This is a genomic window from Pseudomonas sp. GW821-FHT01D09, from assembly GCF_059422465.1.
The window spans coordinates 580,062-605,033 of record NZ_JBWKWY010000001.1 but is presented as its reverse complement, the minus strand read 5'-3'; the positions used below and the strand labels follow the sequence as shown (position 1 = coordinate 605,033).

Here is a 24,972-nt window from a genome sequence, read left to right as displayed (position 1 = left end):
ACTTTTGCGCTTTTCAAAAGTGAGCCGCCGTCAGGGCGGAACCCTAAGTGGCCGTTACCGCAGCAATGGATATGTACTCATCCCCAAAAGAAAGTTGTGTAGATACCTATGCCCGCTCCCACAGAGGGGATGGGGGCTTACACCACCTCCAGGTACGAGCTGTGGATCGCCCGTGCCAGTTCGCGCACGGTGTCGATAAACTCGGTCAGCCGGCTGTGCAGGCCTTCTTCGAGGATCTCGTCGATACCGGTGTAGCGCAGCCGCGCTTCAAACTCCGCCGCCAGGCGCTGGGCCGTGCGGCCGTAGCTGCCCGGCAGGTCGGCGAGAATATGGCTCAACTCCTCGACACACGCATGCAACGAACGCGGCACATCGCTGCGCAACAGCAGCAGCTCCGACACCGAGCGTGCATTCAGCGCATTGGGGTACAGCTCGGTGTAGGCCTCGAATGACGACAAGGCCCGCAGCAGGGCGCTCCACTGGTAGTAGCCACGGGCGGACAGGTCGCTGACTTCTTCGGACTCCTCACCAAACATTTCGTAACGCGCATCCAGCAGGCGCAAGGTGTTGTCGGCACGCTCGACAAAGGTGCCCAGGCGGATAAAACGATAGGCATCGTTGCGCATGATGGTGCCGGACGTGGCGCCACGGAACAGGTGGGAGCGCTGCTTGACCCAGTCACAGAAGTGGCTGATGCCATGGCGCGCCAGGCCGCCGGCGGCGATGCTGCGCATTTCCAGCCAGGTGGCGTTGAGGTTTTCCCACATGTCGGCGGTGATCCGCCCACGCACGGCATGGGCATTGCCCCGGGCGGCGCGCAGGCAGTTGTAGATACTGGCGGGGTTTTCTTCGTCGAGGGCAAAAAAATGCAGCATGCGCTCGGCGTCCAGTTGTTGATGGCGCTCCAGGTAGCTGTCCAGGGTGCCACTGCTGAGCAGCGACATCGCCAGTTCGTCCAGGCCATCGCTGCGCCCGGCGTGTGGCATCAGCGACAGCGAATAGCTGACCTCCAGCATGCGCGCCAGGTTTTCCGCGCGTTCCAGGTAGCGCGACATCCAATACAGATCTGCGGCGGTTCTACTCAGCATACTCAGCCCTCCACCACCCAGGTGTCCTTGGTTCCGCCGCCTTGCGACGAGTTGACGATCAATGAGCCTTCACGCAGCGCCACCCGGGTCAGGCCACCCGGCACCAGGCGCGTCTCCTTGCCCGACAGCACGAACGGGCGCAGGTCGATATGCCGTGGGGCAATGCCGTTTTCGACAAAGGTCGGGCAGGTGGACAGGCTCAGGGTCGGCTGGGCGATATAGGCATGGGGCCGGGCTTTGATGCGTTGACGGAAGTCCTCGATCTGCGCCGCCGAAGCGGCCGGGCCCACCAGCATGCCGTAGCCGCCAGAGCCCTGGGTTTCCTTGACCACCAGCTCGGGCAAGTGCGCCAGTACGTGGGACAGTTCGTCCGGCTTGCGGCACTGGAATGTCGGCACGTTTTGCAACACCGGTTCTTCATCCAGGTAGAAACGGATCATCTGCGGCACATAGGGGTAGATGGATTTGTCGTCGGCCACGCCGGTGCCGATGGCATTGGCCAGTACCACGTTGCCGGCGCAGTAGGCCGCCACCAGGCCCGGTACGCCGAGCATGGATTCGGGGTTGAAGGCCTGGGGGTCGAGAAAGGCGTCGTCGATGCGCCGGTAGATCACATCCACGGCTTTCGGGCCATCGGTGGTGCGCATGAACACCTTGAGGTCGTGCACGAACAGGTCGGCCCCTTCGACCAGTTCCACCCCCATTTCCCTGGCCAGGAACGCGTGCTCGAAAAACGCGCTGTTAAAACGCCCCGGGGTCAGCACCACCACATTGGGGTTGTCCAGGCGGCTGGCACTTTTCAGGGTCTTGAGCAGCAGGTTGGGGTAGTGATCCACCGGCGCGATGCGCTGCTTGGCAAACACCTCCGGGAACAGGCGCATCATCATCTTGCGGTCTTCGAGCATGTAGCTCACACCGCTGGGCGTGCGCAGGTTGTCTTCGAGGACGTAGTAGGTGCCGTCGCCATCGCGCACCAGGTCGATGCCGGAAATGTGGGAGTAGATGTGGCGGTGCAGGTCCAGGCCGACCATGGCCTTCTGATAGCCTTCATTGCCCAGCACCTGCTCGGCGGGAATGATCCCGGCCTTGATAATGCGCTGGTCGTGGTAGATATCGGCGAGGAACATGTTCAGCGCATTGACCCGCTGGATACAGCCGCGTTCGATCAGGCTCCACTCACTGGCGGGGATGCTGCGCGGGATGATATCGAAAGGGATCAGGCGCTCGGTGTCTTGTTCGTCACCGTACAGGGTGAAGGTGATCCCGGCGCGATGGAACAGGAGGTCGGCCTCACGGCGGCGCTGGGCCAGCAGCTCCGGCGGGGTGTTGGCCAGCCAGCGGGAAAATTCCTGGTAGTGCGCACGGCATACGCCCTGTGCGTCATGCATTTCATCAAAGAAAGATCGAGCCATTCCAATTACCTTGTCAGTGCCTGGGAAAACGCGACAGGCACTGCCGCTTTAGAAAACGCATTGTTATAAGCCCGTGGCTTTTGGCGCCAACGGACCGGGTCCTTACTTTCTTTTGGAGTCGGCTCTGAGTCGGGGGGTAACGTTTGCTCCTGTGTTCACCTGAGGTAGGCAGGGTGTTACAGAGGTAAGCAATGGCTGTGCCTGAATGGCCTTTGGTAGAAGAACAAGGTGTGTCAGCTTGTTATCGGGCTGGCGTGCGCAAGTACGGTGCAGTAAATAGGCCGGGGTCTGCTCCAGAATGGTGCGGGCAGCGGGGTGGGTGCTGGAGACAGATGCGCGATGGCCAGGCCCTGGGATGTTTTTCGGAACAAGGTCCTACTTTAACGCCACACAGGGAGAGGCCCCCAAAGACTGCGTGTCCTGCATGCCTTCGGGAAAACTCCGTTACTGAAGAGGAGGCGTCATCATGCAAAACAACACCATTGGTTTTCCCGGCGCCCACTATCCGGCTATTCCCCGCCAAGAAGGGCCTTCCTTGCAACGTGTGCCTCGTTCGGTTGATTCGCCTGCCGGGGCTGCCACGTCAGTCAGCCTTCCTCCTCTTTTTGCAAGCGCACAAGACACCCCTGCGGGGCAGCCCAAATCTTCAGCGGTATGGGTGAACTACCAGCATGGGGTCAATCTTGCAGAGATGATTGCGCCGGGTTCGTCCAAGGGGATGACCCGGGAAGAGTTGATCGCTTATCCAACCAAAATGAGTGCCGAGGCGGTTACGCCTGAGCAAAAACTGGTGATTGCCGGGACAAGAGTGGGACCGACGCTGGAGTGGGCCGTGGCCAACGGTATTATTGCCGAGCAAACCCATTACACAGAAAAGCAGATCCATACCGCGTCATCAGCCCTGGACCAATACCTGGAAGATATGGCTCATGCCATTTCCAGCCTCGCCGGGCCTGTGCCGACAAGGAAAAACTATTTCACCGGTACGCAAATGATTTCTCCGATTAAAGGCCATGACGACCCCAACAATAAGAAATATCCAGTGGCCCTCTATGACGATAAAAAGTTTGGTGATGACTTTAAGGCCGATCTGGCAAGCAAAAAAAACGCCTATGGCACGCTGATAAAACAACTGTTCCCCAAACTGCCTATGGAGGATCGGATCGCCATAGAGTACGGCAAGGTCGGGATATATGCCCTGAAACCACCACCGCCAGACAACGAATTGGAGCGTGGGAAAGTTCTTATCAAGGCGGTACACAATGGCAAAACAACTGCCTATGAAATTGATCCAGAACGCGGGACGGCGCGCCGACGTGATGACTACAACGGGGTGTTTAACGGCAGCAGTGCCATCGGCAAAAAAACGCTACCCGACGGCACTGAAGATGACAAATTTACCGCCTGGGAAAAACCAAGCATACAAGATACAAAGTACCAGCCAAAAGTTGAGCGCCAGCATGCCACCCCACCGGATAACCAGGCATTCAGATCGAAACTCTATTCCCTGGAACTGCTCAGTGAGTTTCCCGAATCGCCTATAAAGCCTACTGAACAGGTTATGCCGAACACCATGTCTTCTGCGCGGTTCAATGACATTGCCCACGCTATATCCAGCAAGTTGTTTTATGTCAAAGACCTGAATTTGCTGGAAATGGCAGAAGATGACCCGGAGCGGGTGACACCGGAAGAAAAGGAGGACCGAGAGAACTATAAGTTATTCAAGGCCTCCAGAGAGCACCGTCGAGAGTTCTTGAAAGGTTTTGTACCCTTCTGGCAAGGCGTCGAGGCTATAGTTGCGGGCCGCCCAATAGAAGGGTTGGCCAAAATATGGATAGATATTCTTTCTTTTATGTTACCGATCGAAAAAGTTGCTACCGGTGTTGCAAAAGTCGGCATACAACTTGTTGAGTCGACCTTGCCCAAACTCGCAACATTTACTAATAAGATGTTTGGGTTCACCCGCAGTCTCGGTGTACCGGGGGTTAAATGGGAAGGCGGTGTACAGGGACTTAAATGGACCCAGAATACTAGCGAAGAATTGACCAAGGGAGTGGCGCAATTTAAAGCCAATGCTGTTGCGCTTTCCAAAGGTGAATTGGCTGCACGAGAAATTAACTTCAAGGGCAAAAAATATTTTGTCGCCGACAAGCCAGATGCAGGCGACGGAGTGCATTACCTTTTACGGATACCAGACCCGAAAGACCCGACGAAGCTGGTAAGCAGCAGTATTGTCGCCAAGCCAGACGGCGCAGGCGTATGGAATAGAAGGGGGGATGTCGGCGGAGGCGTTGGCAGTTCCACAATGCGGCCTTCGCAACAGCCATTCACAGGCACCCCGAATGAAATTTTCATTGAGAAACTCCTGCAACAACGCAATGCAATGCCTGGCGCCAGGCCCAGAATCACTTCGCTGGAAGGTATCAAAAAAGAGAACTTTAGTGTTCCTCCCGTTATTTATCGTGCCCATACGGCTGCCGGAGATTCTGCCGCTACAGGTCTCAGACGTGCTGCCGGAACGACCACATCAGGCGATGACTATCTTGCGGCCATTATCAAACATACCGCCAGACAGGGCGGTAGTGGGGGGGAGGTCATGTCTTTTAGTGCAAGCAGGTCAAAGGTAAACAGTTTTGCCAAACAATATTCAAAGGACAGCGGAACGGCCGTTCCGGTCTTTACCGTCAATACCTCGGCGGATAAGCCGGCGTTCCGCACCGCTGCTGACATTATTCTTAATGACGGTAAGCGATTGGTAGAACAGCGGAAAATCACCCCGGCCACACTTTTGCAAGCGATTGATCAGCTTGCGAATAAAGAATTGGAAGTTTTTTACATCAAGGGCGATGTGCCCGGATCATTTCTGGTGAGTTGAACCGCCCAAAACGACGCCTACGGCCGTGGTGGCAGCAGGCGTCGGCGGGGTGGCCTTAGTGCGGCGCGCGGGGAATGGTCTTGAGCAGGTCCGCCGGGCTGATATGCCCCACAACCTGCTGCTGCACACCGCTGCCCGGCAACGGCAGGTCGAGGATATGCCCCTTGATCTTGCCCACCACATGCATTTCGCATGGCTTGCAGTCGAATTTCAGGGTCAGTACTTCATCGCCGTGAATCAGTTGCATCGGCGCGACCTTGGTGCGCACGCCGGTCACGCCCTTGGCCTGCTTGGGGCACAGGTTGAAGGAGAAACGCAGGCAGTGCTTGGTGATCATCACCGGCACTTCACCGGTTTCTTCGTGGGCCTCGTAGGCCGCGTCGATCAACTTCACACCATGGCGATGGTAGAAGTCGCGGGCCTTCTGGTTGTAGACGTTGGCCAGGAACGACAGGTGCGACTCCGGGTACACCGGCGGCGGCGAAGTTTCGGCTTTGCGGCCACCCCGGGGGTGGGCCTCGACACGGGCCACCGTCAGCGCCTCGATCACATCACGGCGCAGGGCCTTGAGTTGCGAGTTGGGAATAAAGTACGCCTGCGGCGCATCCAGCTCGATCGCCGTGGCGTGATACTGGGTGGTGCCCAGTTGGCCAAGCAGGTCGCGCAGGGTGTCCAGTGCCTGTTCCGGCTTGTTGGCCACGCCGAACGGGCCGGGCAGGGTGGTGCTGGCGCTCACGCCTTCTTCACTGGTGGCGGTCAGTTGCAGCTGGTCTTCGCGCAGGCAGGCCTGCCAGGACACGCCAACCCGGCGCTCGGCCGAGGTCTTGAGCAATGCTTGCTGCCAGTTATGGTCCAGGTTGCGGTTGAGCGGATGATTGGCCCGCAACTGGTGCAAGCCCGCCGGCATTTCGTTGGGCTCGACCCGGTAGCGATAGCGCTTTTCGCCGTCCTCTTCAAATTCACCCTTGGGCTCGGCGATATTGGCGCGAAAACCCACGACTTCACGCTTGATCAGCACGTTGAGGCCGTCACCGTTGGACAGCGGCTCGTGGGTGATCACCTGCAAGTCGCGCTTGCCGGCTTTTTCCACCACGCCTACCGGCAGGCCAGTAAAGGTTGGGGTGTCGAAGGCGCCGATATCAATCTTGCGGTCACTGACGAAGTAATCGGTGCTGCCGCGGTGGAAGGTCTTTTCCGGGTCCGGCAGGAAGAAATGCGCGGTACGCCCGCTGGAGGCGCGGGCCAGGTCCGGGCGGTCTTCGAGGATCTCGTCCAGGCGCTGGCGGTAATAGGCGGTGATGTTCTTCACATAGCCCATGTCCTTGTAGCGGCCCTCGATCTTGAACGAGCGCACGCCGGCGTCCACCAGGGCGCGCAGGTTGGCGCTCTGGTTGTTGTCTTTCATCGACAACAGGTGTTTTTCAAAGGCCACCACGCGACCCTGGTCATCCTTGAGGGTGTAGGGCAGGCGGCAGGCCTGGGAGCAATCGCCACGGTTGGCGCTGCGGCCATTTTGCGCGTGGGAAATATTGCACTGCCCGGAAAACGCCACGCACAACGCGCCGTGGATGAAGAACTCGATGGCGGCATCGGTCTCATCGGCAATCGCGCGGATTTCCTGAAGGTTCAGCTCGCGGGCCAGCACCAGTTGGGAGAACCCGGCCTGGTCGAGGAACTTGGCCCGGTTCAGGGTGCGGATGTCGGTCTGGGTGCTGGCATGCAGCTCGATGGGCGGGATATCCAGCTCCATCACCCCCAGGTCCTGGACGATCAGCGCATCCACGCCGGCATCGTACAACTGGTGGATCAGCTTGCGCGCCGGTTCCAGTTCATCGTCATGCAGGATGGTGTTGAGGGTGGTGAACACACGGGCGTGGTAGCGACGGGCGAATTCCACCAGTTGGGCGATCTCGCTCACGTCGTTGCAGGCGTTGTGGCGCGCACCGAAGCTCGGGCCGCCGATATACACAGCGTCGGCGCCGTGCAGGATAGCCTCGCGCGCGATGGCGACATCGCGGGCAGGGCTGAGCAATTCCAGATGATGCTTGGGCAAGGACATAGTTTTTTTAGTCAGGCTTGTCACGGTTGAGGTGCGCATTGTAGCTGCGATTTGTCTGATAGTGCGCCGGACTTATCCCTGGGCCGCCATCGCCGTGACTTCAACCCGCATGCCTTCGACCGCCAGCGCCGCCACGCCAACCGCCGCGCGGACCGGCCAGGGTTTGGCGAAGAAACGCTTGTACACCTCGTTGAACGCGGCGCGGTCGGCCATGTCGGTGAGGTAGATCGTCAGGTGCATGACCCGGTCCATGGTGCTGCCGGCACGCTCAAGGGCCACCTTCAGGGCTTGCAGGGTGCATTCGCTTTGCGCGGTGATATCGCCCAGTTCCAGGCTGCCATCAGCGCGCACCGGGATCTGTGTGGAGACCAGGATGCCGTTGAAGCCGATGACGTCAGAGGAGATGGAATCGGGGTCGAGGTCGGGGGTGTAGTCGAGGTGGGACATGGCGGTTCTCTTATGCAAGAAGTGGATCAGGCCGGCAGTTTAACCGGGCGTAACCTGTGTTGGAGCGTCAAAGAGGAATGTGGGTGGTCGACAAGACCTGGCGCAGTCCCATGAACGATCGGATCTGGCGCACCCCAGGCAGGTAAAGCAGTTGCTCCGCGTGGAGCCGGTTGAAACTGTTACTGTCCTTGGTGCGCAACAACATGAAGTAGTCGAACTCCCCGGTCACCACATGGCACTCCATGCAGCCGGACACTTTTTGTGCGGCCGCCTCGAATGCCGCGAAAGATTGCGGTGTAGAGCGATCCAGCACCACGCCGATCAAGACCACCATCCCCGCATCCAGCGCTACAGTGTCCAGCAGTGCGACGATGCCCTTGATCAGGCCGGCTTGCTTGAGCCGTTCGACGCGCCTGAGGCAAGCCGGCGCACTCAATTTCACCTTCTCTGCCAGCGCCACGTTGGAGATGGAGGCATCTCGCTGCAGAGCCTTGAGAATAGCGCGGTCGGTTCGATCCAGTGGTTGTGGCGTTGAAGCTTTTATTGCGTTCATGGTGATTAATTCGCAATTAAAGTAGGTTTGATTTTTATAATAAGAAATTATGTTTCTTTAAATAATAAAAGATTGCAACACATGTTTTTAGAAATCTTCTTACTATTGAACTCATCGAAGCCTGCCTGAAAGAACCTGGAATGCAACCTTTGCCGTTCGGCCTGGCGCTTGGATATCCAATAATCAAGGAGCAGAGTCATGAACTTGAATCGTTTTGAACGTTATCCGTTGACCTTCGGCCCTTCACCCATCACGCCCTTGAAACGCCTCAGTCAACACCTGGGGGGCAAGGTCGAGTTGTATGCCAAGCGTGAAGACTGCAACAGTGGCCTGGCCTTCGGCGGGAACAAAACGCGCAAGCTCGAATATTTGATTCCCGAAGCGATCGAGCAGGGCTGCGATACCCTGGTTTCCATCGGCGGCATCCAGTCGAACCAGACCCGCCAAGTGGCCGCCGTTGCCGCTCACCTGGGCATGAAGTGTGTGTTGGTGCAGGAAAACTGGGTGAACTACAGCGATGCCGTGTATGACCGGGTCGGCAATATCGAGATGTCCCGCATCATGGGGGCGGACGTCCGACTGGACGCCGCCGGGTTCGACATCGGTATTCGGCCCAGTTGGGAGAAGGCCATGAACGATGTGCTGGCGCGGGGTGGCAAGCCATTCCCGATACCGGCGGGTTGTTCTGAACATCCCTACGGCGGCCTTGGGTTCGTCGGCTTTGCCGAGGAAGTGCGCGAGCAGGAAAAACAACTGGGGTTCACGTTCGACTACATCGTGGTCTGCTCCGTGACCGGCAGTACCCAGGCCGGCATGATCGTCGGTTTCGCCGCAGACGGCCGCTCGAAGAACGTTATCGGCATTGATGCCTCGGCCAAGCCAGAGAAAACCAAGGCACAGATCCTGCGTATCGCCCGGCACACCGCCGAGCTGGTGGAACTGGGGCGTGAGATCATCGAAGACGACGTCGTGCTCGATACACGCTTCGCCTACCCGGAATACGGGTTGCCCAACGAAGGCACGCTGGAAGCCATTCGTCTGTGCGGGAGCCTGGAAGGCGTGCTGACCGATCCGGTGTACGAAGGGAAGTCCATGCACGGGATGATTGAAATGGTTCGCCGGGGTGAGTTCCCCGAAGGCTCGAAGGTGCTTTATGCGCACTTGGGCGGGGCGCCTGCGCTGAATGCCTACAGCTTCCTGTTTCGCAACGGCTGATGACCAAGCTGCTCCTACCAAACCGCCGGGAGTATCGCCATGCATGGGATCACGCAATTTGCAGTCTGGATCAAGGCGCCTTCGGCGGATGTCGCTGTGGTGATCGTGACCAGCGCCACATTGCCCCAATACATGATCGACAGGCTGCACGTGGCTATTGATGAGTGGGACCAGGTAGCTTATTTGGCCGTCAAGCAAGCCGCGGCGTTGAGGGCCGACTGGTTGCGGGACGGGTCCAGCCCGCAGCCCTCTGCTGGGGGCTACGTGTGCCATGCCAGCCAACTGTTGCGCTCCGTATCCCACGGAAGCTTTTTACTGGATGTCGAAATGGGCACGGACCCCGGTATGACTTGGCTGGGATCCGTCTGCGGTCACCCGTTGCGCGTTGTCGAACTTGGAGCAATCGCGTCCTCAACTGTGCAGATGGATCGACAAGTGGAGGCGGTGTTATCGGCGACCCGGTGTCTGGCGAAAAGCGTGCTGCAGGCACGTGGGGTCATTTGACTGATGTCCTCGCAGCGGTAGTTTAACGGGGAAGAGGCGAAAGTTCGGGGCTGACAAACCATCAGCCCTCGATAAAGACTTTCAACGGCGGTTCGTGCATCAGAAAGTTCTGGTGCGAGATGTTCCAGGCATAGGCACCCGCGAGGGTGAACACCAACAAGTCGCCAATCGCCAGTTGTGCCACCGGCTGCTGCCTGGCAAGAACGTCTTTTGGCGTGCACAGTTGCCCCACCAGGGTGATGGTTTGATTGCTGATCTGGGCCGGCCGAGGCCCCCGCAGTACCGTGAATGGATGGTCATGGCCTTGAGCCGCAGGTGTGCGAAAGTGGTGAGTGCCGCCGCGGCCGATGGCAAAAAGTTCGCCGTGGCTGCTTTTGATTTCTAGCACCTGCATCACGTAGTAGCCACAGGCGGCGCTGACGAAGCGGCCAATCTCGAAACGTACGCGGGTCGCCCCCATGTCGTACTGATTGATCAGCGTCTGCAAGCCCTGGCAAAAGCGTGGCCAGTCGAAGGACTGCGTTGCGTCCTGATAATTGATGCCCATTCCTCCGCCGACATTCAAGAGCGGCAGTTGCAGGTTGTGATCTGCGCACAGTTGGCGGAAGGTCAAGAAGTAGCTGCGGATCAATTCAAGATGGGCGTCGACATCCAACTGGTGCGACAGCAGATGAAAGTGCAGGCCCTTGAGTGCCAGAGACGGTTCTTCGCGCAACAACTGCAGGGCGCTTGCCAGACCGTCCTCATCCAGGCCGAACGGTGTGGGTTTGCCGCCCATGACCAAGCGGCTTTGCGGGGCCTGGGCCAGCTTCAGGTTCAGCCGCAGCATGACCGGAGCCTGCGTACCGCGTTCGCGGGCGATGCGTGCCAGGCTGCGCAGTTCGGTCACGCTCTCGACATGAAAGGCTGAGGTCCGGTATTGCAGGGCGATATCCAGTTCGTGATCGAGTTTGCCAGGGCCGCCAAAGATCAGCGGCTGGTCGGGGCACTGTTCATGCAGCCACGTCAGTTCGCCACCGGAGGCTGCCTCGAAGCCGTCCACCCACGGCGCGAGGGTTTTCAGCACCTGGGCTTCCGGGTTGGCCTTGGCTGCGTAGAACAATTCGCAGTTTTCCGGCAATACCTGGCGCATCGCCTTTATGTGACGTTCAAGGGCCGGCAGGTCGTAGACATAGGCGCATAAAGGCGCGTCGTGCTCAGCCCTGAGCTGCTGGATGCGTTGGGTAACGGCAACAGGAAGGCTCATGCGCGTTTCCTCTTTTCAAGCATCGCCAGCGGGCTGGGTAACCAGGTGTAACCCGCTTCGCGGTCGGCACGCATCATCAGGCGGGTCATGAAGTTTTCCTTGCTGGGGAAAGGTGCGCCGGCGCATAGCTCACGCAGTTCTGTCGGGTGGTCCAGGCGTGCGGATTGCACCTGCAGCAGGTCGCCGACCTGTGCCCACAGCTGCTGCTCCAACGAGCCGCTACCATTGGCCAGATGGAAGATCGCTTCGCCGAGATTGTTCACCAGTGCGCAGTAGCCCACTCGTTGCCAGGCCTTTTGCGCGCTGTAGTACACAGAACTGCGGGTACGCTCATCCAGTGCGCTCAGTCGTTCGGTGGGCCAGATTTCAGGCACCAGCTTGGTGCCTTCCAGATCGCGAATCCAGACCTGGCTGGGTAGCCCGTTTTCAGCGAAACCGATGACGGTGTTCTGCAAGTGCGGCTCCAGCGCCACGCCCTGACGGAACAGGCAATACAGCACGCCGCCGAGCATCAGGCCGGCATAGGCGTGCAGCCAGTCCAGCGTAGCTTGCTCAATGCTCAAGCCGGTGTTGTCGGCATAGCGCTGCAGCTGTGGGCGGCAAATACTGCGACCTTGCCGATCCCAGGTAAACAGCGCCATGGCCACTTGCGGTTGATAGCGCTGGCGGTCAGCGTGGGGAAGGTTCTCCCGGTAAACGATACCGAAGCACTCGGTGACTTCTCGGGCCTGCTCCAGCGTACCCAGAGCACTGAGGTCCAGGCTGGTGGCGCTGGGCTCGGGCATCAGCCTGAAGCCGGGTTGTTGCGTCGCCAGCGCGTCCATGACCGGGCGGAGCAGGCGGGTGAGGGCGACGGCGCTGTCCAGTTCATACCAGGCGTTCTTGCGCACGCAGTTGGTCAGGCGCACGTGCATCGAGAACTTCATGAAATAGGCCATTTGCGGATGGTAGAGCGTGCGTACCGATGACGTCGGGTACATGGCCTGCCCCAGGGGGCCGAGGTATTCGATCAAACCCTGTTGTTGCGCACGCTGTACCAGCGGGTCGGCCAGCACGCGGGCGACTTCCCAGGGGTGGCATGGATAGGCATCGTCGCGCCCCGACAGTTGCTGCAGCGTGCTGCGCGGGTCCTCGCCCTGATGACGAATCAGCCTCGGGGCGACCTTGAACCAGTGCAATTGAAAGCGGGCCCCGACTTCCGGCGAGCAGGCCAGCAAATCATCATGGGAAATGCCCTCGCGACTTTTTGGCGTCGGATGCAGAGCGTGGCCCCACAGCTGGTGTTGTTCGGAGGCCAGCAGGCTGTCGGTGGCTTCGGTTGGGCGTGAGTGGCGCAAAAAGGTGCGGGTGATCTGCAAGCTGTTAGCGATCTGTTGCAGCAGCTCGCCAACGCGCTCGGCGCCACTCAGTGGGGTGCAGAGCAGGCGGGCCAGTTCGGCGGCACTCAGCGGTCGCCAGCTCTGGTGGTTGCCTTTGAAATAAGGGCCGCTGAGGTAATGGCAACGGCCCAGTAGGCTGCAGCGGTCGATGCGTACGATCAGCCGGCCGCTGGGCAGGCGAATACTGATGCAGCGGGCGTTGGCCTGGCGCAGGCTCATCGGCAGATCCTGTGCCTGATAGTTCAGGTTCGCTTCGTTGCGCGGCAAGGCGTATTCGCGCAAATAGCAATTGAGCAGGCATTCGATGGCATGTCGTTCGGCTTCACCATCGAGTACATGGTCATGCAGGGAGACAGTGTTCAGTGAGGGGGTATTCAGAGTAAGCGTCATGCTGGAATCTCCCGGGAGGCGATCAAGAGCGGACGGGCAAGCACCATGGCGGTTATGGCCGCCAGGCACGCAACGAGAAAGGGTGAGGCGATGCCGCAGGCCTGACTGACCAGCGCCGCAGTGATCCCGGCCGCGGTGCCGGCCCATTTGCCGCTGGAGTCGAACCAGCCAAACAGGCGACCGGCGCTGCCTTTTTGGCTGCGCTGGCTCAGGCAGCGGTGCAGCCCGACAAAACTGAGCAGCATGCCGGCGCCGTTGAGCAGACGCAGGGCGAACAACGGCTCTGCCTGCACGCTCCAGAATTGCAGGGCGTTACTGATGGCCAGCAACGCCAGCCCCGGCAATAGCAGGTTGCCCCGATGTTTCTGAACCCAGGGCAGGGCCAGCAGGTAAACCAGGTGCGGCAGGCTGTAGAGCATGCCGATCAAGGCATCGTTGCCAATGTTCAGTTGCTCGCCGAAGGGTACGAAATAAGGGAAGGTAACGACCATCGCGAAACTGAACAGAAATTGCACTGCCAGTAATCGCGGCATGTCTTGCGGTAGCTCGCCCAAAGGGTCTGCTTTTTTGTTAGCCAAGGCGTGTCTAGGGGCGTCCTTGGGCAGCGGCAGGATGAGTACGAAAGCCAGCAGGGGTAACCAGGCCAGGTAGCGATACAGGCCTAACCCCAGACCCTGCGCGGTCAACAGCCCCAACAGGATCGGGCCACTGATCATCGCCAGGCGTGCTGAATACTGTGTCCAGTTCAGGGCGCGAGACAAATCGCCACCCTTGAACTGGGTCGACAGGTAGGCGTTGGACGCCGCCATTGCACCGCCAAAGGTGCCCTGGATGATCAACGCCAGGACAAATACCGTCAGATTAGGGCTGAAGCCGGCCAGCAGAAAACCCGCAAACAGTCCGGCATGTGCACGCAGCAACGACAGGCGACAACCGTTGCGATCGGCCCAGCGCCCCCACATCGGCGCCGCCAGTGCGGTGCAGAGGGTCGGCAGCACGAACAGCACACCGATGGCCCAGCCGGGTGTACCAGGTGCAAGGTCGGTGAGGATGCGCGGCAGGTACAACGGAATCCCCAGTGCCGTAAAGGCCGACAGGTAATGCCCCAGCAAGACGCTGGTGATCAGGCGCCGTTGCATGCCGGCCCCTCCAGCAGGAAGTTGGCTGCGCTGTAGCCATAGAACTTATTGATGTCGCTGGCCCCGGAATGCGCCTTGCTGAACAGGCTGCCGGCGCTGAGCAAGTATTTGACCGGCAATTTCGGGCGGTCGAGCAGCCAGAGGTGTGCATCGTGACAATCGATGCCTTGCGCTTGGAGTTGTTGCAGGCACCCCATGAGACGCTGACGCAGCGTGCCGTACAGGCTGGACCGGGAGGCCAGGCCCGCAGCGGCTATCGCTTCCAGGATCGCAATGATGTTCAACTGCAAGGTAATGGTGCAGAACATCTCGGCCAGGGGCTGGCTGCTGTCGACGCGAATACGCTCGTCCTGCAAGGCTGCCGGTAGGTCAGCAAGATCCGGGCACGCCGTCGAAAAGCGCTGCGGCCACAGGCGAGCGGCGTCGTTGTCCTTCATCAGCAGGCGTAATGGCTGACCTTGCTCGAACATCAAGACGGCGTTCTGCTGGTTGGCTTCCAGTGCGATGCCGTACTGCAGCCACAGTCGCAAATGGACCTGTAGCAACAGATCGAGATACTCCTCCAGCCAGTGTTGCAGCGAACCTCCATGGAAGCGCTCGACCAGTTGTTCGAGAAACAGGCGCCCGTCGGCAAGCGGGCTGGCCAGTGCGGCGACAGGGACCAGGGTGGTGTTCTCCAGCCCCGTCGGGTAACGGCGCACGATATAGGCCAGATGGCGACTTTCGGCGGCATGGCCACCGTGTTTTTCATCGACATGCAGATAACGTGAGGCCAGGGCGGGATCGCGCTGGGCCAACGTCATCAGGGTGGTCTGGAACCAGTGGCCGTCGTAGAGGGTGCTGGGTTTTATCAGGCGCAGATTACGCGCGCCGAGCGTGCTGACCAGCAACGGCAATTTGATGTGCCACTGAGGTTGATGGACGCAGACCACTGTGCGCACGGACAGCGTAGGCTCGACCTGCATGGCAGTGCGTGGCGCCTTGAATGTGCCTTCAGGCAGGCCGAATTGCTCCAGTTCGCCCCAGGTCAACGGGTGTACTGGCAGTAATAAATGGCTGTTTTTCAAGCTCGATGGCAAGCCGACCGCTGCGAAATCCGGCCAGTGCGGCGGCTGTGAGCCGGTCAGGGTCAGCGCATGACTGGGAATCGCCAGCCAGTTGAGTTCAAAGCGCGGCGCAAACTCTGGCGCGTAGCCTTTGAGTGCGGCGGCATCAAAGCCGCTTTTGGCCCGTGCCGTTGGATAAAACGGGTGATCCAGGTAACTGGCCAATTGATCGATCTTCAGCAGCCTCTGCGACCAGTCCTGCAAATCAATCGCGGCGCTCAGCATCGGCGCATGCTGGTGAAACGCCTGGTTGCACAGGGCTCGGTGTTCAGCCGCGCAATCGGCTTCTTGCCGATACGCCGCGAACAGCTCCAGGCTATCGTCATCCAGGCCGTGGCTCAGGTGGCCCAGCCAGAGCCGGTAGCCGTGTTGCACCTCGATGTGACGCTGCGGCGACACCTTGATCCAGGCCTCGCCCGTACCGATCCAGTCCTGTAGCGGATACGCCTTGGCCACCGGCAACCAGAGTTCGTCGCCGCCCAGATGGGCGATTCGCAACCAGTGGGTATCGGGTTGCTGCGGCACGTGTTGTCTAAGGTCTGGCGCAAGCGGACAAATCTGCCCTTGGCTGACAATCCCGCGGATATCTTCGCGCAGGCAGCAATCGATGATGCGTCGAGTCATGAACGCCTGGTCCTGCAGGCTCATACCATCACCCACTTCAGGTCGTGCAGGGTTGCATTCAACTGCGCTTCGAGACCCACGTCATCGGGGGCGATCAGTCTCAGTACGCCAATGTAGTCCTTGTTGGAGTGGCTGAGGGTGATGGTATCGCCGGTAGTGTGCAGTGCACGATAATCGCACCAATGGCCCTCACCCTCGATGTTGAAGCTGGCGCTGGCCTGATCCAGGCGCCCCGAACGGTCGGCTACCAGGTAGTGAACGGTTGCTGCGGCCTGTGCCGGCTGTGGGTCGGCCAGCTCGCCTCCCAGGTGCAGCGCGACAATGCGCTCGAACCAGCCCTGTGGCAGCAGCCGATCCAGCAGGAACTCGCGACCATCGCCGATGCTGCGGTAGTTGATTTCAACCAGCACCGGGCCTTGGGCGGTCAGAATGAATTCGCTGTGGCACACACCAAAACCGACCCCGAACGCGGCGACCTGAGCCAGCGCGGCGGTACGTTGGGCGCGGCTCAGTGGCCCATCCCAACGAGCGGCAAGTTCTACGAAATGCGGCGGTGGCGAGAGGGTGACGTCAAAGCCGCCAATCACGTGCAGGCTGTGCCTGTCACCCAGGGTTTCGAGGGTGAACAGGGGGCCTTCCATGTACGCTTCCAGCAACAGTGCCCGGCCCGGTTGTTGTTGCCAGAACTGCTCGCAGTAAAGGCTCAGTTCGGCGGCGTTGTGACACAACCGGACATCCAGGCTGGCAACCCCTTCACGAGGCTTGGCAACTACTGGCCAAGGCGCATCGCTCGGCAGTTTGGCGTGCGGTGTGAGCACCTGAAACCACGGGCCAGGCAAGCCCAGACGTTGCATGCGCTCGCGCATGACTGCTTTGTTCTTGGCCGCATAGCATAAGCGCCAGTCCTTGCCAGGGCACTCGAATGCCTCGGCCACTATCGCTGTGGCGGTCTGCAGGTGATCGCTGTTGGAAAACACGGCAACCGGTTGCAAGCCCTGACTGTTGAGCGTCTCGATGACCGCCAGCGGGTTGAACACATCACATTCGATAACGTGCACTTGTGCTGCGATCGGTGACGTGGCGAGCAGGCATCGGTGTTCCTGAGCATGGTCAGTAATGATCACGATCGGCAACCCGCGTTTGTGCGCGGCCGGCAGGAAACCCTCGAGAATGGCAGGGTGGGCGACATGGGCAAGAATGACAAATGGCCGTTGCATAACAGTTTTCCTGGGATCGACGTTTAGAAGCGATAGTTGACGCCTAAAGTAAGCGAGCGTTCTGGCGCGGGCTGACGCCCCCATGGACTGGTATCGATGCCGCGGAAGTAGTATTCGCGGTTGAACAGGTTGCTGACGCCGGCAGACGCGGTCAGGACGCTCTTGTTGCCCAGTTTGAACTCACGGGCAATGGCGGTGTTCCAGACCCAGTAAGCTGGCAGTTTGCCTACACTGGCAGTGGCATCTTCATTGCGCGAGTTGGCTGCATCGGTGTAAGCGCTGCTGACGTACAGGCCGTCAAGGTTGTAAGTCCAGTGCTCGGCAAAACGGTAACGGCCGTCAACCGTGAACTGATTGCGCGAGGAGTACGGGACTTCGTTGTCACTGTAGGTGCCATTGCGTTGCTTGGCATCGAGGTAGGCATAGCTGGCATGCAGGTCCAGATCGGGCAGGGCTTCTGGTGTCCAGAAAATCTCGGTTTCAAATCCCTGGTGACGTGTACTTCCAAGGTTGTCGAAGCGGTCGGTCGTGGCGTTGTAGGCGATCTGGTCATCGAAATCGATGCGATACAGATTGAAGTCGATGCGCATGCCGTCCCACGGCGTATAGCGCACTCCGGTCTCGTAGTTCCACGCCAACTCGGCGGCGACATCGCCTTCCTTGACGATCTGTGTGACTTGCGGTGGGCGCAGGGACTTCTGGGCATTGGCATAGACGTACCAGGCGTCGGTCGCCTGATAACCGACCGTCAAGCCCGGCAGCCACTCTTCGGATTTGTTCTCGCGCGAGAACCCGGTGATGCCATCGCCGTAATCCATACGAGCATTTTCATAGCGCACACCGGGGGTGATGGTCAGGCGACGATCGAGCAGGCTGATGGCGTTGCTGAGGTAGAACGCACGGGCATCGTCATTGAACTTCCAGTCCCGGAACGGCGTCGTCACGCTGCTGGCAACGTTCTGGCGATTAACTTTGTAATCGATGTCTTCGCTGACATAACGGGCGCCCAGCAACCAGGTTTGGCCAACGGTGTCGCCATCGATGGTGGCACTGATGCGTGGCTCCGTGCCCCAGACCTTAAAGTTGCGGGGGCCGTCTTGTTTGGTAACCGCCGTACCGTTTGGGGTGAACGGCAGGCCGACCACGAAGTTGCGGTAGCTGTCGTGGGCGAAGTTGGTCCAGCTGAACTCTACCGTGTCGAAGGGGCCCATGGCGCCCAGACGCTGGGTGTAAGTCCCCCAGACGCGATTGGTGTCGCCCTCGAAGCGGTCCAGCGGACGCGTCGATTGCCGGGGGTCATGCTTGTAATCCTTCACGCTGAGGGCGCCGGCCAGGTCCATATCGGCTTTGTAGCGCTGGATACCGAAGCTCAGGTCGCGATCGTCATCAATGTTCCATTGGCCGCGCAGACGGTAGTTCTGCACATCGGTGTCAGAGTGCTCGCGACCGTATTCGCCACTCAGGGTGTTGATGTCCAGTTGCAGACCGAAGTTGTCGGTCAGGTAGCCGCCGGTGCCCATGTAGCTATCCCACAACTGGCGCCCGCCGGCGTTGAGGGTCAATTTCTCTTGCAACGTGGTTTCCCACTCGCGGGGAATCGGCTTACTGATGAAGTTGATCACACCGCCAACGTTGTTTGGACCATATTGCACGGCGGCGCCCCCGCGCACGATATCAATGCGGTCGACGGTGGCCATGGTCATTGGGAACAGTGACAAACCGGTCTGGCCGTAGGGTGCCAGTGCCAGTGGAATGCCATCCGACAAGGCTTGAATCCGGCCGCTACGGCTCTCGTACAGCCCGCGTACCGAGATCTGTGGCAAGGCGCCGGTGCCGGTTTCGTCAAAGATCTTGACGCCCGGTACCCGTTGCAGCGCATCGTCCAGACCGCGGGCACTGGCCTTTTCCAGGGCGCTGGAGTCGATAACGCTACGGCTGCCGGCATAAGTGCGCACTTCCTGATCGCTGGCCGTGCCGAGAACGTCTCCCTGAATCGTCATCGGCGCCAGGATCACGCTGCCCGTGGGGGCGGCGGGCAAGTCGGCTGGTTGATCCGCAGCCATGGCGCTGTGACAAATGCCCAACGTGATAAGGCTGAGGGAAAAGTGCAGTGAGGTTGTTGTTTTCATTGGACTATTTGTCTCATGTTACTGCTGGAGAGAATGTAGGCGGGCTTTCAATGCGTTATGCAACAAGCCCCTGTCTTCACCGGCCAGAAAGCTGCGGACCCCACGAGCGCGCCACAGCGCGTTTTGTTCGGGGGTGCGGGGATTGGCGCAAAACGGTATTCCAGCGCCAAGACAGGCATCGGCCATGCCTTGCAGCGCTTGCCAGACTTGGGGGTGGAGCGGGGCGGGCCCTAGGTCGAGATCGAGCGACAGATCCAGTGCTCCTTCCATGATCATGCCGACCCCTGGCAGTTGCAGAATCTCGCTGAGCGCCTCGACCCCGGCGCGGCTTTCGATCATGGGAATAATTGGGGCCTGGCGATTAGCCAGATCAATGTATTCAGGTAAAGGCAGGCGGCCGAATCCGGTGATACGCCCACCGGTTATTCCGCGTTTTCCCAAGGGGGGGAAGAAGGCCGCTTCGATGGCGCGCTGAACTTGCGCAGCACTTTCGATACGTGAAAGAACAATGGCTTCAATGCCAGCATCCAGTGCCCGGCCAATCAGTTTTTCGTCCACTTGCGGCAGGCGCAACCAAGGCGAAATGCCAGCAGCCTCACATGCGCGGATGCAATGCATGATGTCTTCTTCGGAGCGCAGCAAGTGTTCAAGGTCGAGAATGACGAAGTCATAGCCCGCAAACGCGAGCATCTCGCAGAGCATGGGCGAGGGCAGAGAGTTGAGTACTCCGTAGACGCTTTTTCCTTCGTTTAATCGGGAAAATACCTGGGAGGTTCGTATCACTGGCACAGGTCCTGTCGGCTCGGATGAGGTTGCTAATAATAATTATTCCCAAACGTAAGTAAACAATTTTTATGTGACCGTTAGGTGATATTTATAACGAACCTTATAGAACCGCTCCTGCTGAATGGGGCTGGGTTGGCTGCACCCTATGCAATTTGGGGGTTGAGGGGCTAAAGCGAGACGGCCTTATAGGCAATCTGATCGTTGACGCGTACGCGTCACCGTCAGGGAGGAGGGAGCTAGAACAAGGAGGGCCCAGGCGAAACCTCAGTGTTGGTGATGTCGTGTGGGTTCCGACCAGTGTAGTGGTTGGAACCTGTCAGTGATCATGGCTAATATGCGTCGCTACGCGGATAAGGACATTAGAAGACATGTTTCATCAAACTCACCTGCAGCGTTACATGCCCGGAGAGCGAGCACTAAAAGTTCTAAGGGACGAGGGGTTGTATCTCCGGAGGACAGACGAATATCCCGACGACCCCACCGAAGGTGATCGTGAGCACTTTGGGCACAACGAAAAGCGCATTCTGGAAATTTTGAATATGAAGGTGCCTGAGGCGTTGCGGCTGTCTCAGCAAGAGGCTGCGAACCTCACTCACGGTCAGATGGTCAGTGAGAAAAAAGACCAGTTTATCCAGAGTTGGTATTGGGATAAGCATATGTCTCGATTCATGTGGGATAGTTATGGGGGCTACGCAAAATCAGCCGATTGCGTCCTGTTTGTGGCTGATAGACTCAAGCTTGGAGATTATTTGGATCACGTACTGCCCATCGGATATAGATTTGAACCCGTTAGGTATGTTGTGAATAAACAAGGTCAGAGAGAAGCCTTTTTTACAAAAGATCCTAAGTTCGGTGTTGAGAGAGAGTATCGCGTAGCTCTTGATGTCCGGCAGTTGATATTTTTTAATCAGAAAATTCTGCCAGACTTCAAGTGGATTAAACGGCATGAAGGGCTCGATGTTTCTAAGGATGGCAAAAACTATCGTAATGGTGGCGTGGCCTCCGAGAAGCTATTCCGATATGTCGACGAGTCTGGTTTTATTCTCAGCGCACCATTCACCCAATTGCTAGCAGCAGTTCTTATACCAGAAGATGCTAGCAGCGAATTCGTGACTCGACTCGATGAGCTACTTCTCCTTAAAGGGTGCCAACTCAAGGCTCAGCGAGTCAAGGTTCCCGAGTCGGAAGTGGCGTGTGACAGCTAATCGGATGCGTCTGCTGAGCCCGCAGTTGTGTTGCAGCTTCTGCGCTGGTGTCTCACGAGTTGAGTACGAATTGGCGGTGGGCGTCAGAGGCAGGTTTGTAGAATCAGTGGGTTAGGCGGCTCAGGAGCAGCTCTGACATAATCCTTTATTTAACATAATATACATTATGCGAACCTTCCTATGGAGAGCTGGGGGGCTCTGGCGGTCAGATTGAAAGCCAGCCCCCGAGAACTGCTGCTAGGAAAACGATGAGGTTTTCCCTGGATAAAAATCACCGCTCTTCAAAATGGGCTCAAGGAATTTCTGGTACTCAGACCAGGAGCTAAAAACCTTGGTATCGGCTTTAGGGTTTTCAGGATCACCACTCAGGGTGACGAGAAATACACCACCACCGGCCTGGATGATGCGCTGAGCTTTTTCACCTGTAGATCCACAGGAAAACAGGTAACCAAGCGAAGCAAGTCCGAGAACTGAACCCTTCTGAGCGGCAGATGCTTTGAGCAAAGGATCTTCTGGAACGTCAGAAATCATCAGCATCAGAGCGCCCAAATGATGAGCTTCGTCATCGAAGCCATCGGCAAGCTCTTTGCCAATTCTTAAAGCGTCAGCAGCACGAGATTTAGGTATCTCGTTTTCATGCGCGAATGAGCCATAAGACGTCAGAAGAACTGTACCAACGGTAGGAGGATTTTTTGGGTAGTGCCTATCGGTTTGCATGCCTGCCTCTAAAAAATTGACGGTCAGTGACGAAGAAAGCTTATAGAAAATGAAGCAAACCTAGGAAAAAAGCGACCAGAATAGGTTGGGAGTTCTTCATCACCAGGCGATGCCTGGGAGTTCTTCATCACGCCGGCGATGGGAGTTGCTCATCACCAGGTGATGCTTGGGAGTTGTTCATCACACACTGAGGAGGTTTTGTGAAAGACAGAAACTGGACAGAGTTGACGCAGGTTGAATGGATGCTTGAAATGCAAATAGCTCGGTTTGCAGAGCTGATCAGTGCAGAGAGAAAACGGGAAATTCCCGACCAAGAAAAAATTGACACTTGGCTAAAAGACCAGGCAGGCGCAGACGATTTGCACAACCAGGTTAGTTTGATGAGCACAGAAAAAGTAGCTGAGCTGCTGAAGCATTTGAAGCTAAAGAAGGATGAAAATGGATTTTGAGTACCCTCTCACCTCCCCTGACCTTAATAACCACAAGCAATAACTATACTAAATGACTATTTAGTATAGTTATATGTAAAGTTGACCTAGAAATGGTGCTCAAAGCTTGTCGACCATAACAGGAGTTAGAAAAAGGACAAGCTCAGTGCTATTCGAAACAGTGGATGTACTTGTGAAAAGCCATTTTAGGCCGGGGATGCTGCCGAAGAAAGGAATGCTTTTTGTGACAGTGGTATCAACGTTTGAATAAACGCCGCCCAGGGCAACGGTCTGTCCAAAACCAGAGAAAACCCGGGAGGTCAAAGACGTTGTGTTAATTGGTGGAACACCATTCATTGCATTGGAATAATCGGGCTCATCTTTAGAAAGAATTACATCAAGCAAAACACCTTTCTCATTTACAAAGGGTGTGACATCTAAAGACAAAGCCGCCTCTTTAAAAGAAATTGATGTTGCACCCTCCCCCGCAGATTGCTGGTAAGGAACTTGTGAACCCTTAATGATCTTGGCCTGATGACGATCAGAGGTATAGACGCGGGGCCGCGAAATGACCCTTCCTTTTCCACGCTGCTCCATGGCATCGAGTGCGGCGTCAAGGTTGACTGCCTTTGAGACTATGCCAAAACCAGCAGCTGCAGAAGCTGGAAGACCGAGAGGAACAGAGCCAGCGAGGGTTATAGCACCGCTGCCAGCAGATCCGGTCCAGTTGACTCCGAGAGATTTGGAATACGAACGATCGACCTCAACAATACGCGCCTCGATCATGACCTGCTTGCGAGAATAATCAACAGCAGCCAGGTAAGCGCGAAATTCAGAGAGACGAGGGTCAGACATTCTGGCGACAATAACAGATGAGCCATCCTCAAAATTAAGGCTCTCACCTTGATCCAAGGGAAACGCCTTAATAGCCTCAGACGACAAGATGTTATGAACTTTAAAGATAGTTACTTTAAACGAAGACTTAACAATAGGTTGAGTTAAGTCAGATTGAATAAAGGACCCATAGGACTGAGAGGTGCGTTCGCTTTGACGCTCCAAAGAGCTAACATGAAGAAAGCTGCCTTCAACAGTATAAAGAAGACCTTTAGAGGAACTGACGTATTCAATAGCCTCTTCCCAGGTAACATTCTTCATTCGCATTGACAGCGAGCCAGGAATGGTTTCATTCATTACAAGGTTCAAGCCGCGATAATCAGCAAGAAGTTGCAAGGCCGAAGAAACCTGTATGGTCTGAAAATCAAAGTTTAACGTTTGAGTGCTCTCATCAGCATGAGCAATAGAGAAAAATACAGAAAGAAGGAAGACAGCAAGTAGGCGATTCAAGTTATTAAAGGCATGCATAGAGTAATTCCAAATAGTTGGTGAATTGATTAGGCGCGTCGTTCTCGCTACGCTAAACGCCGCTCCCAATCAACCCACCTACAATCGGGATAGGTTTTTTGAGCGACCAATTAGTAATCTTAAAACCGTCTACTATGCAGAAAGCCTCAGTGAGATCAGGAAAATAACGACAGTGAGTGAAAGATATATATCTGCTATTGCCATTATTATCAGAGATTAAGGCCAAAGCTTCTGAAACAGAGTTTGAAGAAGGACTTGGCTTAGCGGGATGAATGAACCCAACCAGACGCCAAGTAGTAGAAATAGGAGGTTCAGGGGCCTTCACAGGGGCATTAGAAATAGGAGAAGAAGATGAATCATGCTTAACAGCTGGATTGCTGCTAGCAAAGAACCGTTTAACACCGAAAATACCCAGCGAAATGCATACAACAAAGAAAATGATAAGCGACCAAAGGCCAAAAGAACGAAAAATACTAGCCCTACCATCTGCCGATGACTCATCACCAACGAAGCCAGACACTGACTGAGTAGCAGACTTATAAAATGAGTAGACATCGCTTTTAAACGTTCCTGCAGTAGTCCTGACTAACTTGCTTTTTGAAGGAGAGTCTCCAGTGACGGCACCAGTATAGATGTCAACCTTAAAGGTTTTCTTGCTAAGCTTTCTAATTCTATAAGTTGTCTCGATTAATACGCGAACCCAAGACGATATTTGAGCAAGGTCCTGGGTAACAAGAACAACACGCATTGAGTTGTTTTTATCATCAACACGGTGACGATGCTCTGCCAAGAGTTTCTGATCAATCTTGTTTGCATGATTAGCGTTCTGACCTGACGGCCAGCGTCTCCAGCACTCATCTATTATCGCTACAGAGCCCGGTGGAATGATTGAGGAAAGGTCATCAAGTTCATACCAATCAGATGGCAGCTGCGTAACTTTGCCGCCATAAGTAGAGAGAAGATCATCAATAGAGAGCGGGATATTAGTAACAACATGCCTGTCTTGCTTCAAAGAAGGAATGACAACATGCTCAACGACACCATAACTTTTGCCATGGCCGGGCTTGCCAACGTAAGCATGAATAGCCATA

20 protein-coding genes are annotated in these 24,972 nt (G+C 56.9%); 5 read left to right on the top strand and 15 right to left on the bottom strand.

Annotation, left to right across the window (positions count from 1 at the left end; genetic code table 11):
• Positions 1–137: 137 nt before the first annotated feature.
• Together AC07W7_RS02730 and AC07W7_RS02725 are read right to left on the bottom strand one after the other, a co-directional pair.
• A complete protein-coding gene (locus tag AC07W7_RS02730; RefSeq protein ID WP_076960941.1) occupies positions 138–1,088 on the bottom strand; it encodes an alpha-E domain-containing protein in 951 nt (316 codons plus the stop codon).
• Between the two features lie 2 nt (positions 1,089–1,090).
• Positions 1,091–2,500: a circularly permuted type 2 ATP-grasp protein gene (locus tag AC07W7_RS02725; protein WP_495038607.1), complete on the bottom strand. Its 1,410-nt coding sequence runs from the start codon at positions 2,498–2,500 to the stop codon at positions 1,091–1,093.
• 466 nt (positions 2,501–2,966) lie between these two features.
• On the opposite strand from AC07W7_RS02725, the gene AC07W7_RS02720 reads away from it, so the two are divergent.
• Positions 2,967–5,375: a hypothetical protein gene (locus AC07W7_RS02720; protein ID WP_495038606.1), complete on the top strand. Its 2,409-nt coding sequence runs from the start codon at positions 2,967–2,969 to the stop codon at positions 5,373–5,375.
• A 55-nt stretch (positions 5,376–5,430) separates the two neighbouring features.
• On the opposite strand, the gene AC07W7_RS02715 is transcribed toward AC07W7_RS02720, so the two are convergent.
• From AC07W7_RS02715 to AC07W7_RS02705, 3 genes are all read right to left on the bottom strand, one after another.
• The gene (locus AC07W7_RS02715) at positions 5,431–7,434 is read right to left on the bottom strand and encodes a peptidase U32 family protein (protein ID WP_495038605.1); all 2,004 of its coding nucleotides are present in this window, start codon (positions 7,432–7,434) and stop codon (positions 5,431–5,433) included.
• A 72-nt stretch (positions 7,435–7,506) separates the two neighbouring features.
• Positions 7,507–7,881, bottom strand: a complete 375-nt coding sequence (locus AC07W7_RS02710) for a RidA family protein (protein WP_076960948.1) — start codon at positions 7,879–7,881, stop codon at positions 7,507–7,509.
• Between the two features lie 67 nt (positions 7,882–7,948).
• Complete coding sequence (locus tag AC07W7_RS02705; RefSeq protein ID WP_169866348.1) at positions 7,949–8,434, bottom strand: Lrp/AsnC family transcriptional regulator; 486 nt, start codon at positions 8,432–8,434, stop codon at positions 7,949–7,951.
• 198 nt (positions 8,435–8,632) lie between these two features.
• Here AC07W7_RS02705 and AC07W7_RS02700 point away from each other — a divergent pair, with 198 nt between their 5' ends.
• Together AC07W7_RS02700 and AC07W7_RS02695 are read left to right on the top strand one after the other, a co-directional pair.
• The gene (locus AC07W7_RS02700) at positions 8,633–9,649 is read left to right on the top strand and encodes a 1-aminocyclopropane-1-carboxylate deaminase (RefSeq protein ID WP_495038604.1); all 1,017 of its coding nucleotides are present in this window, start codon (positions 8,633–8,635) and stop codon (positions 9,647–9,649) included.
• Positions 9,650–9,688: 39 nt separating this feature from the next.
• Positions 9,689–10,153: a transketolase gene (locus AC07W7_RS02695; protein ID WP_076960951.1), complete on the top strand. Its 465-nt coding sequence runs from the start codon at positions 9,689–9,691 to the stop codon at positions 10,151–10,153.
• Positions 10,154–10,214: 61 nt separating this feature from the next.
• Here AC07W7_RS02695 and AC07W7_RS02690 read toward each other — a convergent pair whose 3' ends face one another.
• Genes AC07W7_RS02690 through AC07W7_RS02660 form a run of 7 tightly spaced genes read right to left on the bottom strand, consistent with a single transcriptional unit; the run spans position 10,215 to position 20,085 of the window.
• The gene (locus AC07W7_RS02690; protein WP_495038603.1) at positions 10,215–11,399 is read right to left on the bottom strand and encodes a type III PLP-dependent enzyme; all 1,185 of its coding nucleotides are present in this window, start codon (positions 11,397–11,399) and stop codon (positions 10,215–10,217) included.
• On the bottom strand, positions 11,396–13,168 hold the full coding sequence (locus AC07W7_RS02685) for an IucA/IucC family protein (protein ID WP_495038602.1): 1,773 nt from the start codon (positions 13,166–13,168) through the stop codon (positions 11,396–11,398). Before AC07W7_RS02685 ends, AC07W7_RS02690 begins: the two co-directional genes overlap by 4 nt.
• On the bottom strand, positions 13,165–14,307 hold the full coding sequence (locus tag AC07W7_RS02680; RefSeq protein ID WP_076960953.1) for an MFS transporter: 1,143 nt from the start codon (positions 14,305–14,307) through the stop codon (positions 13,165–13,167). The genes AC07W7_RS02685 and AC07W7_RS02680 overlap by 4 nt, the downstream gene beginning before the upstream one ends.
• Positions 14,292–16,061, bottom strand: a complete 1,770-nt coding sequence (locus AC07W7_RS02675) for an IucA/IucC family protein (protein WP_495038601.1) — start codon at positions 16,059–16,061, stop codon at positions 14,292–14,294. Before AC07W7_RS02675 ends, AC07W7_RS02680 begins: the two co-directional genes overlap by 16 nt.
• Positions 16,058–17,254 (bottom strand): ATP-grasp domain-containing protein, encoded by a 1,197-nt coding sequence (locus AC07W7_RS02670; RefSeq protein WP_495038600.1) that lies wholly within the window; start codon positions 17,252–17,254, stop codon positions 16,058–16,060. Before AC07W7_RS02670 ends, AC07W7_RS02675 begins: the two co-directional genes overlap by 4 nt.
• Positions 17,255–17,277: 23 nt before the next feature.
• Entirely contained in the window at positions 17,278–19,383 is a 2,106-nt protein-coding gene (locus AC07W7_RS02665; protein ID WP_495038599.1) for a TonB-dependent receptor family protein, read from the bottom strand.
• An 18-nt stretch (positions 19,384–19,401) separates the two neighbouring features.
• A complete protein-coding gene (locus AC07W7_RS02660; protein ID WP_090412700.1) occupies positions 19,402–20,085 on the bottom strand; it encodes an HpcH/HpaI aldolase family protein in 684 nt (227 codons plus the stop codon).
• Between the two features lie 452 nt (positions 20,086–20,537).
• Here AC07W7_RS02660 and AC07W7_RS02655 point away from each other — a divergent pair, with 452 nt between their 5' ends.
• The gene (locus tag AC07W7_RS02655; protein ID WP_076960958.1) at positions 20,538–21,374 is read left to right on the top strand and encodes a hypothetical protein; all 837 of its coding nucleotides are present in this window, start codon (positions 20,538–20,540) and stop codon (positions 21,372–21,374) included.
• A gap of 237 nt (positions 21,375–21,611) precedes the next feature.
• Here AC07W7_RS02655 and AC07W7_RS02650 read toward each other — a convergent pair whose 3' ends face one another.
• A complete protein-coding gene (locus AC07W7_RS02650) occupies positions 21,612–22,091 on the bottom strand; it encodes a hypothetical protein (protein ID WP_495038598.1) in 480 nt (159 codons plus the stop codon).
• 200 nt (positions 22,092–22,291) lie between these two features.
• Here AC07W7_RS02650 and AC07W7_RS02645 point away from each other — a divergent pair, with 200 nt between their 5' ends.
• Positions 22,292–22,540 (top strand): hypothetical protein, encoded by a 249-nt coding sequence (locus AC07W7_RS02645; protein ID WP_495038597.1) that lies wholly within the window; start codon positions 22,292–22,294, stop codon positions 22,538–22,540.
• A 99-nt stretch (positions 22,541–22,639) separates the two neighbouring features.
• Here the strand turns inward: AC07W7_RS02645 and AC07W7_RS02640 are convergent, their stop codons facing one another.
• Both AC07W7_RS02640 and AC07W7_RS02635 read right to left on the bottom strand, forming a co-directional pair.
• Entirely contained in the window at positions 22,640–23,881 is a 1,242-nt protein-coding gene (locus AC07W7_RS02640; RefSeq protein WP_495038596.1) for a secretin GspD/PilQ domain-containing protein, read from the bottom strand.
• 52 nt (positions 23,882–23,933) lie between these two features.
• Entirely contained in the window at positions 23,934–24,971 is a 1,038-nt protein-coding gene (locus AC07W7_RS02635; RefSeq protein WP_495038595.1) for a zonular occludens toxin domain-containing protein, read from the bottom strand.
• Position 24,972: the final 1 nt, after the last annotated feature.

Bases quoted from the DNA above. Each gene is read 5' to 3' on its own strand.
- AC07W7_RS02730 (WP_076960941.1), bottom strand. From the start codon at position 1,088: ATGCTGAGTAGAACCGCCGCAGATCTGTATTGGATGTCGCGCTACCTG.
- AC07W7_RS02725 (WP_495038607.1), bottom strand. From the start codon at position 2,500: ATGGCTCGATCTTTCTTTGATGAAATGCATGACGCACAGGGCGTATGC.
- AC07W7_RS02720 (WP_495038606.1), top strand. From the start codon at position 2,967: ATGCAAAACAACACCATTGGTTTTCCCGGCGCCCACTATCCGGCTATT.
- AC07W7_RS02715 (WP_495038605.1), bottom strand. From the start codon at position 7,434: ATGTCCTTGCCCAAGCATCATCTGGAATTGCTCAGCCCTGCCCGCGAT.
- AC07W7_RS02710 (WP_076960948.1), bottom strand. From the start codon at position 7,881: ATGTCCCACCTCGACTACACCCCCGACCTCGACCCCGATTCCATCTCC.
- AC07W7_RS02705 (WP_169866348.1), bottom strand. From the start codon at position 8,434: ATGAACGCAATAAAAGCTTCAACGCCACAACCACTGGATCGAACCGAC.
- AC07W7_RS02700 (WP_495038604.1), top strand. From the start codon at position 8,633: ATGAACTTGAATCGTTTTGAACGTTATCCGTTGACCTTCGGCCCTTCA.
- AC07W7_RS02695 (WP_076960951.1), top strand. From the start codon at position 9,689: ATGCATGGGATCACGCAATTTGCAGTCTGGATCAAGGCGCCTTCGGCG.
- AC07W7_RS02690 (WP_495038603.1), bottom strand. From the start codon at position 11,399: ATGAGCCTTCCTGTTGCCGTTACCCAACGCATCCAGCAGCTCAGGGCT.
- AC07W7_RS02685 (WP_495038602.1), bottom strand. From the start codon at position 13,168: ATGACGCTTACTCTGAATACCCCCTCACTGAACACTGTCTCCCTGCAT.
- AC07W7_RS02680 (WP_076960953.1), bottom strand. From the start codon at position 14,307: ATGCAACGGCGCCTGATCACCAGCGTCTTGCTGGGGCATTACCTGTCG.
- AC07W7_RS02675 (WP_495038601.1), bottom strand. From the start codon at position 16,061: ATGAGCCTGCAGGACCAGGCGTTCATGACTCGACGCATCATCGATTGC.
- AC07W7_RS02670 (WP_495038600.1), bottom strand. From the start codon at position 17,254: ATGCAACGGCCATTTGTCATTCTTGCCCATGTCGCCCACCCTGCCATT.
- AC07W7_RS02665 (WP_495038599.1), bottom strand. From the start codon at position 19,383: ATGAAAACAACAACCTCACTGCACTTTTCCCTCAGCCTTATCACGTTG.
- AC07W7_RS02660 (WP_090412700.1), bottom strand. From the start codon at position 20,085: ATGCTCTGCGAGATGCTCGCGTTTGCGGGCTATGACTTCGTCATTCTC.
- AC07W7_RS02655 (WP_076960958.1), top strand. From the start codon at position 20,538: ATGTTTCATCAAACTCACCTGCAGCGTTACATGCCCGGAGAGCGAGCA.
- AC07W7_RS02650 (WP_495038598.1), bottom strand. From the start codon at position 22,091: ATGCAAACCGATAGGCACTACCCAAAAAATCCTCCTACCGTTGGTACA.
- AC07W7_RS02640 (WP_495038596.1), bottom strand. From the start codon at position 23,881: ATGCATGCCTTTAATAACTTGAATCGCCTACTTGCTGTCTTCCTTCTT.
- AC07W7_RS02635 (WP_495038595.1), bottom strand. From the start codon at position 24,971: ATGGCTATTCATGCTTACGTTGGCAAGCCCGGCCATGGCAAAAGTTAT.